Origin of the sequence: Pseudomyxococcus flavus, from assembly GCF_050038885.1 — a bacterium.
Lineage (GTDB): Bacteria > Myxococcota > Myxococcia > Myxococcales > Myxococcaceae > Myxococcus > Myxococcus flavus.
In genome coordinates this window covers 2,726,142-2,743,667 of the sequence record NZ_CP143624.1, presented here as the reverse complement: position 1 = coordinate 2,743,667, position 17,526 = coordinate 2,726,142, and the positions used below count along the sequence as shown (strand labels likewise).

General features: G+C 73.2%; 12 protein-coding genes. 1 reads left to right on the top strand and 11 read right to left on the bottom strand.

Features of this window, described 5'->3' with window-relative positions; translation table 11 throughout:
• Positions 1-175 precede the first annotated feature (175 nt).
• From VZL07_RS11580 to VZL07_RS11530, 11 genes are all read right to left on the bottom strand, one after another.
• Complete coding sequence (locus tag VZL07_RS11580) at positions 176-1,963, bottom strand: monovalent cation:proton antiporter-2 (CPA2) family protein (protein ID WP_426755560.1); 1,788 nt, start codon at positions 1,961-1,963, stop codon at positions 176-178.
• A gap of 22 nt (positions 1,964-1,985) precedes the next feature.
• Positions 1,986-3,689 carry an ATP-binding protein gene (locus VZL07_RS11575; RefSeq protein WP_426755559.1) on the bottom strand — a complete coding sequence of 568 codons (1,704 nt, stop codon included), beginning with the start codon at positions 3,687-3,689 and terminating at the stop codon, positions 1,986-1,988.
• A gap of 112 nt (positions 3,690-3,801) precedes the next feature.
• Positions 3,802-4,863, bottom strand: a complete 1,062-nt coding sequence (gene cheB / locus VZL07_RS11570) for a chemotaxis-specific protein-glutamate methyltransferase CheB (protein ID WP_426755558.1) — start codon at positions 4,861-4,863, stop codon at positions 3,802-3,804.
• Entirely contained in the window at positions 4,860-7,196 is a 2,337-nt protein-coding gene (locus VZL07_RS11565) for a hybrid sensor histidine kinase/response regulator (RefSeq protein ID WP_426755557.1), read from the bottom strand. The genes cheB and VZL07_RS11565 overlap by 4 nt, the downstream gene beginning before the upstream one ends.
• On the bottom strand, positions 7,196-8,839 hold the full coding sequence (locus VZL07_RS11560) for a methyl-accepting chemotaxis protein (protein ID WP_426755556.1): 1,644 nt from the start codon (positions 8,837-8,839) through the stop codon (positions 7,196-7,198). Before VZL07_RS11560 ends, VZL07_RS11565 begins: the two co-directional genes overlap by 1 nt.
• Entirely contained in the window at positions 8,836-9,447 is a 612-nt protein-coding gene (locus VZL07_RS11555) for a chemotaxis protein CheW (protein ID WP_426755555.1), read from the bottom strand. Before VZL07_RS11555 ends, VZL07_RS11560 begins: the two co-directional genes overlap by 4 nt.
• A complete protein-coding gene (locus VZL07_RS11550) occupies positions 9,447-11,270 on the bottom strand; it encodes a CheR family methyltransferase (RefSeq protein WP_426755554.1) in 1,824 nt (607 codons plus the stop codon). Before VZL07_RS11550 ends, VZL07_RS11555 begins: the two co-directional genes overlap by 1 nt.
• Entirely contained in the window at positions 11,267-11,758 is a 492-nt protein-coding gene (locus VZL07_RS11545; RefSeq protein ID WP_426755553.1) for a chemotaxis protein CheW, read from the bottom strand. Before VZL07_RS11545 ends, VZL07_RS11550 begins: the two co-directional genes overlap by 4 nt.
• A 176-nt stretch (positions 11,759-11,934) precedes the next feature.
• Positions 11,935-12,576 (bottom strand): MXAN_6652 family MXYO-CTERM-anchored protein, encoded by a 642-nt coding sequence (locus VZL07_RS11540; protein WP_426755552.1) that lies wholly within the window; start codon positions 12,574-12,576, stop codon positions 11,935-11,937.
• Between the two features lie 85 nt (positions 12,577-12,661).
• On the bottom strand, positions 12,662-13,870 hold the full coding sequence (locus tag VZL07_RS11535) for an MxcI protein (RefSeq protein WP_426755551.1): 1,209 nt from the start codon (positions 13,868-13,870) through the stop codon (positions 12,662-12,664).
• Positions 13,871-14,011: 141 nt separating this feature from the next.
• On the bottom strand, positions 14,012-15,784 hold the full coding sequence (locus tag VZL07_RS11530; protein WP_426755550.1) for a CHASE domain-containing protein: 1,773 nt from the start codon (positions 15,782-15,784) through the stop codon (positions 14,012-14,014).
• Between the two features lie 173 nt (positions 15,785-15,957).
• Between VZL07_RS11530 and VZL07_RS11525 the strand changes: the two genes are divergently transcribed.
• On the top strand, positions 15,958-17,526 hold the full coding sequence (locus VZL07_RS11525; protein WP_426755549.1) for a phytoene desaturase family protein: 1,569 nt from the start codon (positions 15,958-15,960) through the stop codon (positions 17,524-17,526).

Genomic DNA, 17,526 nt, shown 5'->3' with positions numbered 1-17,526 from the left:
CGCGCGATGCCAGGCAGGCGTCGATGCACCGCGCGTCGCACCCGCCGCCTGGAAGGGGGGCGGGCTCCGGCCCCGGGGATGCACCTTGGACAGACGAATGTGACCCGGGTGAATACAACCCAGGGGTGAAACACGGATTTCAGGGTGAAGGCGAGGAGTCCGGGACGACAGGGTTTCACGAGGCCCGGTCGGATTGCTCGGCTTCGTCCTTCTCGAAGAGGCTCTCCAGCTCCCTGCGGGCCTTGTCGGCCAGCTCCACCAGCTTCTTCTCGTCGCGGTAGAACCGGGCCGTCTCGCGCAGCATGCGCTCGTCGTGCTCCTGCATGCGCTCCTGGGCGCGGCGGCTTTCCGAGTACGTGAGGCCCAGCTCCTGGAGCACCCCGGCGCCCATCTCCAGGCTGTCGAGGAACGTCTCGCGCATCACCCGGTCGATGCCCATGTCCAGCAGCCGGTAGGCGTGCACGCGGTTGCGCGCGCGGGCGAAGAGCACGAGGTGGGGGAAGTGCTCCTTCACGGCCCGGGCGGTGCGCAGGGAGGCCTCGATGTCATCGATGGCGAGCACGAACACCTTCGCCTTGTCCGCGCGGGCCGCGCGCAGCAGGTCCAGCCGCGAGGCGTCGCCGTAGAAGACCTGGCTGCCGAAGCGCTTCATGAAGTCAATCTGCTCGGGGCTGGCGTCAATGGCGGTGAAGCCGATGCGCTTGGCGCGCAGCAGGCGGCCCACAATCTGTCCCACGCGGCCGAAGCCGGCGATGATGACGGGGTTGTCCTCGGTGGGCGCCACGTCGTACTCGCGCCGCGCGGCCACCGGCTGCAGGCGCGGCCGCACCCAGCGCTCGTGCAGCGCGTACAGCACCGGCGTGGTGGCCATGGACAGCCCCACCACCACCACGAGCAGCTCCGACAGCGCGCGGTCCATGACGTGCTGGCCGGTGGCGAGCGAGAAGAGCACGAAGGCGAACTCGCCGCCCTGGGAGATGACGACGGCGAGGTCGACCGCGGCCGCGCGCTGCCTCAGGACGACGCGGCCCAGGCCGTAGAGCACCGCGCCCTTGAGCGCCACCAGCCCCAGCACCAGGCCCAGCACCAGCAGCGGCTTCTGGAGGATGAGGCTGAGATTCACCGACATGCCCACGGTGATGAAGAACAGCCCCATGAGCAGGCCCTTGAAGGGCTCCAGGTCCGCCTCCAGCTCGTGGCGGTACTCGGAGTCCGCCAGCAGCACGCCGGCGAGGAAGGCGCCCAGCGCCATGGACAGGCCCACCGCGTTGACGAGCGACGCGGTGCCCACCACCACCAGGAGCGCGGTGGCGGTGAACAGCTCCTGGCTGTGGGTGGCGGCCACGGCGCGGAACACCGGGCGCACCAGGTAGCGGCCGGCCAGCACCACCGCCACCAGCACGCCCACGTCCTCGAGCAGCAGCAGCCACACCGGCTCGGGCGAGGGCGCGCCGCCTTTCCCCAGCAGCGGCAGCAGCGCGAGCAGCGGCACCACCGCGAGGTCCTGGAAGAGGAGGATGCCGAAGGCCATCTGCCCGTACGGGCTGGTGAGCTGGTTGCGCTCGGCCAGCAGCTGGAGCGCGAAGGCGGTGGAGGACAGGGACAGGCCGAAGCCGGTGACGATGGCCGCGCCCGGCGGCAGGCCGCACAGCAGCCCCACGCCCGCCAGGAGCAGGCCGGTGAGCAGCACCTGCATGCCGCCCAGGCCGAAGACGGAGCGGCGCAGCGCCCACAGGCGGCTGGGCTCCAGCTCCAGGCCGATGATGAACAGCAGCAGCACCACGCCCAGCTCGGCCACGTGGAAGATGTGCTCCACGTCGCCAATGAGCTTCAGCCCCCAGGGGCCAATGGCCGCGCCGGCCGCGAGGTAGCCCAGCACGGAGCCCAGGCCGAGCTTCCGGGAGAGGGGGACGGCCACCACCGCCGCAGCGAGGAACACGAGGGCCTGCTGCAGGAAGGACATGCGGCTCCCTTGCCGGAGCGGCTCAGGCGTCCGAGGCGCTGCGCGCGAGCGGCGGATGGGCGGGCAGCGCCGAGGCGGCCGAGGGGAGGGTGAAGGTGAAGACGCTGCCCTCGCCCAGGGTGCTCTCCGCCTGGATGCCGCCGCCGTGCGCCTCGACCAGGCCCTTGGCGATGGCCAGCCCCAGGCCGGTGCCACGGCTGGCCGCGTCCCGGGCCTGCCAGTAGCGGTCGAAGATGTGCGGCAGCGCGTCCGGCGCGATGCCGGAGCCGGTGTCGCGCACGTGGATGGACACCTCGCCGCCGCGCACCCGCGCGCCCAGCGTCAGGTGGCCTCCCGCGGAGGTGAACTTCACCGCGTTGCCCAGCAGGTTGCCCAGCACCTGGAGCACCCGCATCCGGTCGCAGCGCACGTGCATGTCGACGGCGGGCAGCTCCACGGACAGGTGCAGGCCCTTGGCCTCCGCCAGCGGACGGATGGCGTCCAGGGCCTCGCCGAGGAGCCCGGAGATGCCGTGCTCGCCCCACTCCAGCGGCAGCCCGCCCGCCTCCAGGCGGCCCCAGTCCAGCAGGTCGGAGATGAGGCGCGACATGCGCTCGGTCGCGTCCTGGATGCGGTTGGCCTGCTTGGCCACGCTCTCGCCGCCGGGCCGGGCGCCCGCGCCGCGCAGGAGCAGCGCCGCGCCGAGCTGCACCACGCCCAGCGGGTTCTTCAGGTCGTGCGACACCACCGCCAGCAGGTCCTCGCGCGCCCGCGCCGCGCGGCGGGACTCGCCCACCAGGCGCGCGTTGTCGATGGCGAGGCTGGCGCGCAGGCAGAGGTCCTCGGCCAGGGCCAGGTCGTCCGGGCCGTAGCGCCGCCCCGAGCCCGAGGACACGAAGGTGACGGCGCCCAGCGTGTGGCCGCGCGCGCGCAGGGGGACAATCATGTACGAGCGCGCCTGGAGCAGCCGCAGCAGCGCGGGGTGCGCCGGCTCGGCGGCGGCGGCGCGCAAGAGCGAGTCCGTCACCGCGGGCACCAGCTCCGGCTCGCCGGTGCGCAGCACGCGCAGGAGGCCCACGGGGGCGTCCTCCCGCAGCTCGGTGCGCGTGGGCAGCTCGCCCGCGCGCTGCTGCTGCGTGGGGTCCAGGCAGGCCGCGGCCACGCGCGTCACCCAGGGGCCCTGCTCCAGGGCGTCCACCAGGCACCAGTCCGCCAGGTCCGGCACCGCCAGGTGCGCCAGCAGCGTGTACATGCCCTGCGGGTCTGGCGGGTGGGTGAAGAGCGTCGTCATCGCCTGGTAGAGGAAGGAGCGGCGGCGCTCGGCCTGCTCCACCTCCGCCCGCGCGGCCAGCTCCAGCTCCATGGCGCGGGAGAACACGGCCTCCGCGTCGGTGAGGGGCCGCGCCGTCACCAGCACGCACCCGGTGCCGCGGTCCTCCGCGGGCAGGGGGGTGAGCACCAGCGCGTGGCGCCGGGGCCCTGACTCCGTGGCCCAGGGCGCCTCGAGGTGACAGGCTTCGCCCAGGGACATCACCCGGGCGCGCGCCGTCTCCAGCCGCGCCATCTCCTCGGGTGGGAAGCCCAGCTCACCCCAGTGCCTGCCGACCAGGGCCTCGGCGGGCTGCCCCACCGCGCTGGCCCCCGCCCGGCTGCAGGCCAGCACGCGTCCCGTCCCGTCCAGGACATAGGCCGGGTCAGGGAGGGCGGTGAAGGCGGAGGCGAGGGAGGCGGGAAGTCGAGCTGCCATGGGGACTGGCTGAAAAGAGGTCCCCATCATGACACCGGTCAGCCGCCGGACCATCCCAGCGACGTGGGATTCCGGCGGATGTTTTAAAATCCAATATTCTGGCCCCGGTAACTCAGCCTCCCCCGTTTCCCCGGAAGGCCGCGGTGAGGCGGGCCGCCAGGTCGGGCAGGGCGACGACTTCGTGGGCCAGGTTGGCCCCCACCACCACGCCGGGCATGCCGTAGACGACGGAGGTCTGCTCGTCCTGGGCCAGGATGCGGCCCCCGGCGCGGTGCAGCTCGCGCACGCCCTCCAGCCCGTCCTGACCCATGCCGGTGAGGATGACGGCGAGCGAGGCGGGGCCGTAGGCGCGGGCCACCGAGCGGAACATCCACGTCGCCGAGGGCCGGAAGCCATTCACCGGCGCGGCCCGGGAGACCTCCGCCCGGCCCTCGCTCCGCACGCCGAGGTGGCGATCATCCGGCGCGAGGTACACGTGGCCCGGCAGCAGGGGCTCGCCGTCCTCGGCGACCTTCACGGGCAGGGGGCCGGCGGTGCGCAGCCACTGGGCCAGGCCCTGGCTGAAGCCGATGGCGATGTGCTGCACCACCAGCAGGGGCACCGGGAAGTTGCCGGGCAGCTCGGAGAGCAGGCGGAAGAGGGCGGCCGGGCCTCCCGTGGACGCGGCCAGGGCGACCACGCCGGGCTGCGTGGGGGACACGGGCCGCGCGGGGACGGCGGGCACGGGCGTGGGCACGACGGCGCGGTCCGGCCAGCGGCGCACCACCTTCACCTCGGCCATGGCCTTGAGGGTGTCGCGCAGGCGGCGGCTCTCCGCGTCGAAGTCCGGCGACTCGGGGCCCAGCGGCTTCTGGAGCACCGCGAGCGCGCCGGCGCGCAGCGCGGCCATGGACGTCTGGATGTCGCGCTCCACCAGGGTGGACACCACCACCACCGGCGTGGGCACCTCCGTCATGATGCGGCGGGTGGCATCCAGGCCGTCCATCCGCGGCATCTGGATGTCCATGGTCACCAGGCTGGGCCGCAGGCGCTGGGCCAGCTCCACCGCCTCCACGCCGTCCCTGGCCTCGCCCACCACCGTCAGGCCGGGGTCCGCGCGGAGGATTTCCACCAGCAGGCGCCGGGCGGTGGGCGAGTCCTCGGCCACCAGGATGCGCAACGCGTCTTTCTTCATAGCAGTCGTCTCAGCGTCTCCAGCAGGCTCGTCGGGTCGAACGCGCTCTTCACCAGATAGGCACTGGCGCCGGCTTGCAGCCCGCGCGCCTTGTCCTCGGCCTTGCCGCGCGCGGTGACGAGCACCACCGGCAGCCGGGAGAAGCGCGGCGAGGCGCGCACGGCCTCGGTGAGCGCGAAGCCGTCCATGCGTGGCATCTCCACGTCCAGCACCATGGCGTCCGCGCCGCCCGCCTGGAGCCGCTCCCAGGCGTCCGCGCCGTCCACGCACGCCACCACCTCGTAGCCCGCGCTCTCCAGGATGCTCTGCTCCAGCGCGCGCGTGGTGGGCGAGTCGTCCGCCAGCACCACCCGCCGCCGCGTCCGCTGGGCGGCGGGCGCGGGGAAGAGGGACGCGGCGGGGCGCCCCCCCGCCGCGCGCACCAGGGTGACGGGGTTGAGCAGCAGGGACAGCCGTCCGTCCGGAAGCACCGCCGCCGCCGACACGTGCCGGGCCCGGCGCACGCGGTGGCCCAGGGAGCGCACCAGGGCCTCCTGCTCGGCCAGCACCTCGTCCACCACCACCACGGCGCGCGCCGTGCCCGCGGCCAGCACCACCGCGCCCCGGCGCGTGCGGGGCGGGCCGGGCGGCAGGCCCAGCACCTCCGCCAGCGACGCCAGCGGCACCAGCGCGTCGCCCGAGGCCCACGCGGGGCGGCCCTCCACGTCGCGCACCTCGTCCGGCGACAGGCGCACCAGCCGCGCCACGCTCTCGCTGGCCAGCGCCAGCGTCTGCCCGCCGGCGGACACCAGCAGCACCCGCAGCGTGCTGAGCGTCAGGGGGACGTCCAGGGTGAAGCAGGTGCCCCGGCCCTGGAGCGTCGTCACCTCCACGCTGCCGCGCAGCCCCTCGACGTGCATGCGCACCACGTCCAGGCCCACGCCGCGGCCCGCCACCTGCGTCACCTGCGTCGCGGTGGACAGCCCCGCCAGGAACGCCAGCCGCGCGGCCTCGTCATCCTCCTCGGGCACCTTCATGCCCCGGGCGCGCGCCTGCTCCCGCAGCGCGGCGAGGTCCAGGCCCCGCCCGTCGTCGTCCACCGTCACCTCGACGCGGCTGCCCTTGAGGCGCGCGGAGAGGGTGACGCGGCCCTCGGCCGGCTTGCCCAGGCGCTCACGCGCCTCGGGCGTCTCCAGCCCGTGCGCCACCGCGTTGCGCACCAGGTGCAGGAGCGGCTCGCGCAGGCCCTGGAGCAGCGAGCGGTCCAGCTCCAGCGCGCCGCCGTGAATCTCCAGCCGCGCCTGCTTGCCCAGGCTGCGCGCCACGTCGCGCGCGGCGCGCTCCAGGCCCTCGCAGCCCTCCTCGAAGGACAGGGTGCGCGCGCGGCGGACCTCGTCGTCCAGGCCGGTGGCCACGCCGCCCAGGGTGCGCCGGTCCGCGGCCAGCGCCAGCGTCACCCGCGCCAGCTCCGTCTCCGCGCGCAGCAGCGCCTGTTCTCCGGACGTGCCGAGCACCGCCTCGCGGGCCTGCGCCAGCGCCTCGCGCACCGACTCCAGCGCCTCGGCGCGGCCTTCCAAGCGGAGCGTCGCCACGCGCAGCTCGCCGCTGCGGGCCAGCAGGGCGTCCAGCTTCTGCGCGGAGACGCGCACGGGCAGCGCCTCGACCCCCATGGACGCGCCGGGCTGTGGCTCCGAGGAGGGCATGGGCGCACCCGCTTGCGGCGCCTGCGCGGCGGCTGGCTCGGACGGCCCGTGCTGCGCGGATGCCCGCTCGGGCCGCGAGGCCGCCGGCCGGGTGGGGCCGCTGGTTCCGGTGTCCGCGTCGGGCGCGGTGCTCGCGGCGGGGCCGGGACCTGCGTGGGTGCCAGGGCCGGTAGGGTGCCCGGTGCCCGCGGTGGGCCCGATACCTCCGGCGTGCTCCACGGCAGCCGTGGCGCCGGAGGGCGCCGCGGTCCGGTGTCCGGCGGCGCGCTCCAACTGGGGCAGCAGCGTCTCCAGCGGCGAGCCCGTCAGGTCCTGCCGCGCGGCCAGGCGCCGGCCGGCGTCGTCCAGCGCGTCCACGGTGGTGAAGCACAGCTCGTAGACCTCGGGCGTGCCCGCGCCCGCGTCCCGCACGTGCTCCAGCAGCTCCTCCATGCGGTGGCAGGCCGTCTCCACCAGGGTGGCGCTGGCCGCGCGCGCCGCGCCCTTCACGCTGTGCAGCGTGCGCAGCAGGGACGCCACGCGCTCCGCCACGCGCGCGGGGGCCGTCTCGCGCTCCAGGGCGAGCAGCTCGCGGTTGAGCGAGACGACGTGCCCCTCGAGTTCCTCGAGGAACGTGGCCAGCAGCGCCTGGGCCAACCGGTCGCGGTCCATCAGCGCCCGTACTCTCCCAGCAGGCCCTTGAGCTTCTGCCCCATGCCGTTGAGGTCCTGCATGGCGCGCTCGGTCTGCCGCGACGAGATGAGGGCCTGCTGCGTGGCCTGATTCACGTCATGCATGGCCTGGCGAATCTGGCCGATGCCGGTGGCCTGCTGGTTGGCGGAGGCGGCAATCTGCGCCGCCGTCAGCGAGGCCTGGGCCAGCAGGTCCGACAGCGTCTGGATGTTGGCGCCCGCCTCGGACACCACGCGGGTGGCGGTGGCCACGCTTTTGGTGCCCTCCTCGGTGGTCATCACCGCGCCGTGGGTGGCCTTCTGAATCTGCCCCAGAATCTGCCGCACCTGGCCGGTGGCCTTCTTGGACTGGTCCGCCAGCGCCTTCACCTCGGACGCCACCACCGCGAAGCCGCGGCCGTGCTCACCGGCGCGGCTGGCCTCGATGGAGGCGTTGAGGGCCAGCATGTGCGTCTGCTCGGAGATGTCGTTGACGGTGGTGATGATGTCGCCAATGGCCTGGGCCTGCTCGGCCAGGGCGAGGATGCGCGAGGCGATGGACTCCACCTGCTCACGCACCGCGCCCATGGCGGCCACGGCCTCCTCCACGGCGCGGCGGCCGCTGCGGCCCACCTCCTCGGCGTGGCGGGCGGAGTCGCTCACCGCGCGGGCGCGGCCGGCGGCCTCCTCGGACGTCTTGGTGATTTCCTCGATGGTGCTCACCGTCTCCGTCACCGCGCTGCCCTGCTCCTGGGCGCCGGCGACCTGCTCGGTGGTGCTGGAGAGGATTTCCGCGCTGGCGCCCGCCAACTGGTTGACGAACTCGGCCACCGTGCGGAGCGTGTGCTCGCGCTGCTCGGACTCCTTCTCGAGCTGGATTTCGTTCTGCTGGCGCTTCTCCGCCATGTCGTTGAAGGCGCGCGCCAGCTCCGCCGTCTCGTCGCTGCCCTTCACGGGGATGCGGTGGTCCAGCTTGCCGCGGCCGAGCTGCTCGGCGCCCTCCATGAGCGCGCGCAGCGGGGTGGTGATGCCGCGGGTGATGATGTAGCTGCCGGCGCCGACGATGAGCAGGCCCAGGGCGGTACCGATGCCCAGCACCCAGAGGATGCGCTGGGCCATCTCCCGGGCGGCGTTCGCGTGCGCGTCCCAGCGCTCCTGCTCCGCCACCAGCATCTCGTCGATGACCTGCTTGACCTGGAGCATGATTTCCCGGCCCTGGCCGGCCTGGATGTACTTCGCCCCGGCCTCCAGGCCCTGCTCGCGCCGCAAGCGGATGCCTTCTTCCAGGCGGTCCAGCCGCTGGGCGACGATGGGCTCCAGCCTGGCCAGGCGCGCCCGCTGCTGGGGGTGGTCCGCCATGGCCTCGCGCAGCCGGGCCATGTCGTTCTGGAGCGCCGCCACCGCGTCGCGGTAGGGCACCAGGTAGGGTTCCTCCCCGGCGAGGATGAAGCCGCGCTGGCCGGACTCGGCGTCCATCAGCAGCGCGCGCACCTCGCGGATGATGCGGAAGTTCTCATGGGCCGTCAGCAGGCCCGCCGTGCTCGTCGTGAGCTGATTGGCGCCCTGGAAGGCCACGCCCGCCACGACCAGCAACATCAACAACGACAGTCCGAATCCGAATGCGATGCGGTTCCCGATGCTCATACTGTTCCTTCGTCGGACAAATCGAACATGAGGCGACTGTCACCCAGGAGCGCGTCGCCCTCCAGTACCAGGGTGCCGTCCCTGTCGGCCGCGGACACCAGGCTCCCGGCCACGTCGTCCAGGGCGCTGGGCGGCTCCAGCAGCGTGCTGCCGGCCAGGATGGCGACCTCCTCCACTTCCTCGGTGCGCAGGCCCAGCTCGGGGCGGCCCGCCCCGATGACGAGCAAGGGCCCCGGGGTGTCCGAGGGCGCGCGCCCGAAGAGCGGCGCCAGCTCCACCACGGGCAGCACCTCGCCGTGCATGAGGGTGAGGCCGCGCAGCGCGGGCGGAGCGCCGGGCAAGGTCACCAGCTCCGCCGTGCGCACCACCTCCAGCACGAAGCGGGACTCCAGGGCATAGCGCTGACCCGCGGCCTTGAAGCGGACCACCTCGCGCAGGGTGCCAGGCTCGACCGCGGGCGTGGGGACGCGTGAGAGCGCGCGGGCGCGGGCGTCCAGCAGCGCCGCGGCTTCCTCGGGCGACAGGGCGCCCTGCTCCTGCTCCTGCGAGGCCAGCCGCGCCATCCGCGCGCGGACCGCTTCCCAGTCGATTTCGCCGGAACCCGGCATCAGCTCAGCTCCTCACCGGCAGCCAGGGCTGCCTCCATGCGTGACCGCTCACCGCGCGCCACCTCCGCCAGCCTGCTCGCGCTCTCACCATCCGCGTGGGGGACGGGCGCGTCCGGCGGCAGCGCGGTGCACAGTTGCTCCGCCTCGCGCCACGCCTTCACCGCGCCGGCCGTGTCGCCGTGCCTGCGTAGCACGCGCCCGAGGATGAGCCACGCCACGATGAGTGTGGGCTCCAGGTACAGCGCCTGACGGACGGCGCGCTCGGCGTCCGCCAGCCGGCCCTGGCCCAGGAGCAACAGGGCCTCCAGGTAGCGCAGGCCCGCGACCAGCGGGTGGCGGGTGGCGGCCTCGGCGCACGCGTAGACGGCGGCCGGGGCATCCAGGTTCGCCAGGGCGCGCACCGCCAGGGCGGCGGCGTCCGGGTCTTCGCCCAGGGCGCCCAGGTGCTGGGCCGCCTCGCGCCAGTGGCCCCGGGCCAGCGACTGCCGCGCGGCCTGCATGGCCGCCGCGCTGGGCGCGCGGGGCTGCTTCTCGGCGAGGAGCGGGGGGCTGGCGGGGAAGGAGTGGCTGGACGCGCCCGGGCCGCTGTCGGTGGGGGCCGTCACGGTGTCCGCGCCAGGGGCGCTCCGGCCCGGGCCCATGGCAGCGGGCCCTGGCGCGGCGCCGGGCCCGGCCATGCCGGGGCCGGCTCGGCGCGGTTCCGCCGCGGTTGGCATCGGCACGGAGCCGGGCCCACCCGTTCCAGGGGCGCTCTGTCCCGGGCTCATCGCCTGGGAGGCGGGCGCGGGGCCAGTCCCGCCCATGCTCCCGGCGAGCGAGCCATCCCGCCCCCATGCGGGGGCCGTCACCGTCGCGGCCCCGTGAGGACCGGGCACGCCCGTGGAGGAGGGGCTCCAGGCCTCGAGCGCCCCCGTCGCGGAGCCACCGGGCTCGCCGCCCACGGCGCCGGTCCATGACGTGGGGAGGGCGGACGGGAAGGGCGCGGAGAGGGACGCTCCGGGCAAGGGCCGGCGGTACAGCACACCCCACTCGGTGAGGACGCTCTCCAGCGGCGCCAGCCCGCCGAGCGGCGGGTCCGACGGGCCGGTGAAGAGATAGCCGCCCTCCTCCAGCGCGTCGTGGAGACGGCGCGCGACCGCCTCGATGGTGGGCCGGTTGAAGTAGATGAGGACGTTGCGGCAGAAGATGACGTCCAGCTTCCAGATGCCGCTCTCCGGCGAGGGCCAGGTGTCGAGCGCGAGGTTCAGGTAGCTGAAGCGCACGTGCTTCTGCACCTCGGGGGACAGGACGTACCGCCGCCCCTCGGCGCGCAGGTGGGCGCGCATCCGGTCCGCCCAGTTGCCGCGCAGGGACCAATCGCCATAGTGCGCCTTCCGGGCCCGGGCGAGCGCCCCGCGCGACACGTCCGTGGCGTACACCGCCATGTGCTGCTCCCAGCCCTCGGTCATCAGCAGCGCGGCGATGGAGTAGGGCTCCTCGCCCGAGGAGCACGCGGCGCTCCAGATGCGCGCGGTGTGGTCCGGCCCGTGGCGCTCGCGCAGGTCGGGCAGCACGACGCCGCGCAGGTGCTCGAAGTGCTCGGGCGTGCGGAAGAAGTACGTCTCTCCGACGGTGAGCTCGATGAGCAGGTCGTCCAGCGCGGCGGGCTCCTCCAGGAGCCGCACGCGGTAGGCGTCGAAGTCCTTCAGGCCCGCGCGGGCCATGGCGCGGGCGATGCCTTCCTCGGCGGACGCCGGGCAACTGGGGGGCACCAGCCCCGCGCGTTCCTCCACCAGCGCGAGCACCTCCGTATAGCCCGGGTGGCTCCAGGGGCCCCAGCTCACGCGGTCTCCGGCTCCAACGGCGCGGCCATCGCCGCATCCAGCGCCAGCGACTCGGCCTCGGACAGGAAGGTGCGCAGGTCGTGGACCAGGACGAGCCCATCCTTCAGCTTCGCGGCGCCCGCCACGTAGCCCACGCCGGGCAGCTCGCGCGGCGTGGCGTCCCACTCGTCCGGCAGGAGGACGCGCAGGCCCTCGGCCCGGTCCACGCGCAACACGACGTTCCGCTCACCCGCGGACGCCACGATGAAGTGGTCCAGGGGCGACAGCGCGCGGGGCGGGTGGCGGAAGCGCAGGCGCAGGTCCAATACCGGCAGCAGGGTTCCGCGCAGGTCGAGCAAGCCCTCCACCACGGCGGGCGCGCGAGGCAGGGGCGTCAGTCGCGCTGCACGGACCAGCTCACGCACGTCGGGTGCGGGCAGTCCGTAGCGCTGGCCGTTCAAGGTGAACAGCAGCACTTCCGTGGGCGCGGCGGTCATGTTCTGGGACATAGACGTGGACGTGGCCACTGTCGAACACTGATGCCGGCCCCCGGTCGCGGTGTCCACCAGTCTTCAATGGGGACAGCCAGGCAGGCCCATGCTCCGGGTGAAACACGACATGTTCCGGTTCGCCAGGGCCCGAGCGGAGTCCCCCTGGGCTGCCTGGGCAGGGGGCGAACGGACGTTCACTCGGCCTGCCGGCGTGGCGAGCGCCGGCGGCGGCGCGGGAGGGCCAGGGGCGACGCGGCCAGCACCAGCGCCCACAGCGGCGCGCTGCCCGCGGCGGCGCAGCCCCCGCCTTCACCGTCATCGTCCGGGCCCACGCCGGGCGTTCCCTTGCCCACCGTCACGCTCAGCTTCGTGGCCACGGCCCGGTCTCCGTCGGTGTGGAAGTCCGCGTTGGAGGAGTTGCCGGCACCGAAGAGGGTGAGGGTGACGTCCGTCGCCGGCGCGACGAGGGTGAAGGGGAAGCGCAGCTCGTTGTTCGTGAAGGCCCGGGGCTGGGCGTGGGTGAGCTCGGCGCCGAGCTTCTTCGTGCCCTCGCCGGCCTGGAGGGTGGCCTCGGTGCTGTCCACGGCGATGCCCACGCCTCCCGTCTTCGCCGGGCCGCCCCGGATGATGAAGGCGTACTGCCCGGTGGCGCCGGGCGCGAGCGAGGTGGGCCCTTCGAACTCGACGGTGGGCAGCTCCCCGCCCTTGTGACACGTGCTGCAGGTCGCGCCGTCCTTGCCCGTCTGCCCGGTGACGCCCGTGCTGGTGGCGAAGGCGGGGGAGGCGCACAACGACGAAACGGCGACGACGCCCGCGATGCGGAACGAGAGACGCATGAAGACTCCAAACGAGGGGATGACAACCGGGTGGGGGTGCTGCGGCCGGGGCCCCCGCCCGCGCGAGGCCCCGGGAGGACGTCCGCTAGCGAAGCTGGAGGAAGGAGAACGACAGGCCCGGCATGGTCAGCGTGGACCTGCCGTTGTCACCCAGCACGTGCAGCGTCGTGGACGCGGAGCCCGCGCCGAACTCGGTGTAGAGCGTCTGGTTCTCCGCCTGGAAGAGGAAGCTGCTGCCCGAGGTGGCCGGGAAGCGCGTGTCGTGCGTGGCCGTCAGCGTGGCGAGGTTCAGCGCCCACCACTGCCAGCCCGCGCCGCTCGCGAGGGTGCGAGGATGGGTGCCCTCCAGCACCGGGGCGACGCCCTCGTCGAGCACGCGCAGGTACGCCGTGCCCGACGGACCCGGGACGAGCGAGCCCGCGATGCCGCCGCCCACGAGCGTCGAGAGGGGCCGGTGGAAGCTGGTGTCGAACGTGTGCGTCCGCGGGTCGAACCGGAGCAGGCACGGCTCCGGCGCCGCGTCGCCATGGGTGCGGCGCACCGCCGCGCCATAGGCCTCCGTCGCGACGTACACCATGCCATCCGGGCCGAGCACCGCGTCGTGCGTGTAGCCGCACCGCTCATCCGTGGCGAGGGTGGCCGTGTCCGTCGCCGTGTCGACGGAGACCACGCCCGCCTTCTGGGTGATGCCCACCCCCTCCACGGGACGCCAGCCCACCGGAACGATGAGCTGCCCGTCGAGCGCGACGACCGCGCCCGAGAAGGCCATCTCCGTGTCCGGAATCGTCAGCGCGTCGAGCGGGATGCTGCCGGTGACGGTCATCGCCGAGGGGTTCCAGATGACGGCCTGCGCGGTGATGCCGTCGAAGAAGTACGCCTTCGTGTCCGAGACGAACTGGAAGTTCGCCTGGTACTCCCCGAGCGACGTCACTCCCAGGCTCGCGAAGCTCACGGTGCCCGACTGCTCCAGGCGGCCCTCGTCGTTGAGCGTGTAGCGCGTCACGGTGGGGCTGTCGTCCGACACCACGTAGAGCGAGCCGGACTTGCGGATGCCCACGCCCAGCGCGCGGCCGGACACCTTGATGGCGTTGTCCAGCGACAGCTGCGCGGCCTGCTCCGCCTGGGACGTCACCACGACGTAGCTCTCGGCCACCTCCGCGTTGAGGTCCTGCGTGGTGACGGCGTACAGCGGACCGGTGTTGTCCTCGTCGGAGCTGTCGCAGCCTCCGGACAGGGACAGGGCGAGCGCCGCGGCGGCGAGCCGCCAGGGCAGCAGGGAACGAACGTTCTTCATGGAAACGGCCTTCCTGGAAGGGGATGGGGCGTCGTTTCAGCCAAGACGGACCTGTGGGGTCTGGATGAAAACGATACGCATTCTCAAATTCAGGATGTGTTTAGGCTGAATACGAGAAAAGTCAAGAATGAACGTTTTTCGCTAATTCGCGGCGGGGCCGCTCAGGGGCAGCACGACGGTGAACGTGGAGCCCTGGCCCGGCGCGCTGGTCACGGTGATGCGGCCGCCCAGGGCCTCCACCAGCTGGCGGGTGATGAAGAGCCCCAGGCCGAGGCCGCCGTAGTGGCGGCTGGAGACGGCGCGCTCGAAGCGGCCGAAGATGCGCTGGGCGTCCTCGGGCGTGAGGCCGATGCCGTGGTCCGCCACCTCCAGGGTCGCGTGGGTGCCGTCGCTGCGCACGCGCACGTCCACCGGGGTGCCCTGGCCGTACTTGAGCGCGTTGGACAGCAGGTTGGTGAGCACCTGCTCCAGCCGCAGCCGGTCCCACCGGCCCGTCACGGCCTGGGGGCTGTCCACCGTCAGCTGGACGCCCGCGCTCTGGGCCTCGGACTCGAAGCGGCGGGCGGCTTCCCTCGCCACCTCGTCCAGGGCCAGCGGCTCCAGGTTCAGCTCCAGGCGTCCTCGCGCCAGGCGCGACACGTCCAGCAGGCTGTCCACCAGTGACGTCAGGCGCGACGTCTGCCGCTCGCAGGACTCCAGCCGCTGCCCCAGCTTCTCCAGGTCCGGGGGGGCCCCGCCGCGCAGGCCGCGATACAGCAACTGGAACTGGAGCTTGAGGCTGGTGAGCGGCGTGCGCAGCTCGTGCGCGGCGACGCTCAGGAAGTCGTCGCGGACCTGGACCGCGGCGCGGGCCTCGCCCGTCAGCCGCCGCTGTTCCTCGCTGGCGGACTCGGCCGTGGCGCGGGCCTTCACCTGCGAGCGGGTGATGAGGAACAGCGACACCGTCACCAGCAGACCGCTGACGATGACGATGGGCACCTGCGCGGAGGTGCTGCGGTCCAGGTAGGCCTTGCGCGCGGTGAACACCAGCGTCCACGTCTGGCCGGCGACGGACAGCGCGTGCTCCTGCCTGAACTCGGGCGCGAGCGGCACCCCGGGGGTGATGGAGGTGTAGAGCCGCGCGTCGTCGCGGACCTCCGCCCCGTCGTACACCGTCAGGTCGATGGTCTCCCGGAAGCCGGGAAAGCGCAGGCCCTCCATGAGGTCCGCCATCCGGATGGGCGCGAAGACGAAGCCCCGCAGGCGCGCCTGCGGCGGCCGCGAGGGCCGCGCCTTCTGGGGCCACCGGTACACGGGCACGTAGAGGAGGAACCCTTCCCGGCCCAGGGTGTCCTCCCACGCCTGCACGAGCTGCACCTTCCCGGTGGCCGAGGGCAAGCCCGTCTTCAGGGCGCGCAGCATGGCGGCGCTGCGGTGGGGCTCGGTGAGCATGTCGTAGCCCAGCGCGCGCTCATGCGCCGGGGTGAAGGGCTCCAGGAAGACAATGGCGGTGTAGGCGTCGCGCGGCCCGGCCGGCCAGACGTGGTAGCCCGGCAGGCCGGTGGCGCGCACCTCGGCTTCGTGCTGGCTGACGTCCTCCGGTGGGAGCCACTGCGCGAAGCCGATGACCTGCAGGCCCGGGTACCTGCGCGGCAGCTCCAGGCTCTCCACATAGGCGCCGAACTCGTGCCGGTCCACCTGCTGGCTGCTGGCGAACAGGCCATGCACCCCCAGGAGCAGGGCCTGGTACAGGTCCAGTTCTTGTTGGAGGCTCAGCGTGCCGTCACCGGCGACGTCGTCGAAGCGGCGATGCCGGCGCTCCTGGAGGCTCTGCCAGACGTAGCTGGCCGCCGCGGCGGTCACCAGAAGCCCCACCAGCACCGCGCTGTAGGAGGCGGCATTGCGGCGCAGGTGGGCGAGAGGAATCGAAGGCACGTGGGTGCGTGGAGGCTGGAATGGCGTTGGCCAGCGTGCCATTGCCGGGCAGGGCGCTTGTAACGTCCCTCCGCCTGGCGCGTTCGCCACACGAAGGAGTGGGTGGACCTTCGTTCACCCGGGGTACCGGACGTTCCCGAGATCCGGTAGTTCGGCGGGCCCAAGGAGGCTGCGTGCGTCACGTCATCGTCGTGGGAGCGGGACCTGGAGGACTGTCGGCCGCCATCAACCTGGCGGGGCAGGGCTTCCGCGTCACCGTGGTGGAGAAGGACGCGGTGCCTGGCGGCCGGATGAAGGGGCTCACCCTGGGCGCGGCGGGCGAGTACGCGGTGGACACCGGGCCGTCCATCCTCCAGCTGCCGGGCGTGCTGGAGCAGATATTCCGGCGCGCGGGCCGTCGGCTCGAGGACTACGTGACGTTGCTCCCGCTGGACGTGAACACCCGGGTGCACTTCTGGGATGGAACGCACCTGGATACGACGCGGCACCTGGACCGGATGGAGTCGGAGCTGGCGAAGTTCGGCCCAACACAGGCCGCCGCGCTGCGCCGGTGGATGGAGGACGGGCGGGAGAAGTACGGCATCGCCTACGAGAAATTCATCTGCACGTCCGCGGACAACCTGGGCTACTACGCGCCGTGGCGCCTGGCGCCCACGCTGCGCTTCAAGCCCTGGCAGACGCTGTACCGGCAACTGGACGGCTTCTTCCACGACGACCGGGTGACGTACGCCCTGGCGTACCCGTCCAAGTACCTGGGGCTGCACCCGACGACGTGCTCGTCGGTGTTCAGCGTGATTCCGTTCCTGGAGCTGGCCTTCGGTGTCTGGCACGTGGAGGGCGGCTTCCGGGCGCTGTCGCGGGGGATGATGCGCTGCGCGCAGGACCTGGGCGCCACCTTCCGCATGGGCACGCCGGTGGAGAAGGTGCGCGTGGACGCGGGCCGCGCGGTGGGCGTGAAGCTCGCGGGCGGCGAGGTGCTGGACGCGGACGCGGTGGTGGTGAACGCGGACCTGGCCTACGCGGCACAGACGCTGATTCCAGCGGAGGCGCGCGAGGGCTCGCGGCTGACGGACGCGGCGCTGGAGCGGGCGAAGTACTCGTGCAGCACCTTCATGGCGTACTACGGCCTGGACACGGTGTACGCGGACCTGCCGCACCACCTCATCTACCTGTCGGAGTCCGCCCGGCGCACGGACCGCGACGCGCTGGAGGACCGGCACGTCGACCTGGACGACCCGCCCTTCTACGTGTGCAACCCGTGCGTGACGGACCCGTCCGGAGCGCCGGCGGGGCACTCGACGCTGTACGTGCTGGTGCCCACGCCGAACACGGGCCGCCCGGTGGACTGGGCGAGGACGGAGCAGGCGCTGCGCGAGCGCATCCCCACGATGCTGGAGAAGGTGGGGCTCAAGGGCGTGCGCCCGCACATCCGCGACGCGCGCTACTTCACCGCGGAGACGTGGCGGGACGACTTCAACGTCTTCCGCGGCGCGGTGTTCAACCTGTCTCACACGTGGCTGCAGCTGGGGCCGCTGCGGCCGAAGGTGAAGAACCGCGACATCGAAGGGCTGTACTTCGTGGGAGGAGGCACGCACCCGGGGAGCGGCCTGCTGACCATCATGGAGAGCGCGAACATCGCGGCGGACTACCTGACGCGCGAGGCGGGCAGGGGGCCGCTGCCGGGCTGGCCGTACGTGCCGCCGCTGGGGCAGGACGCTCCGGTCCAGGCCCGCGCGGGGTGA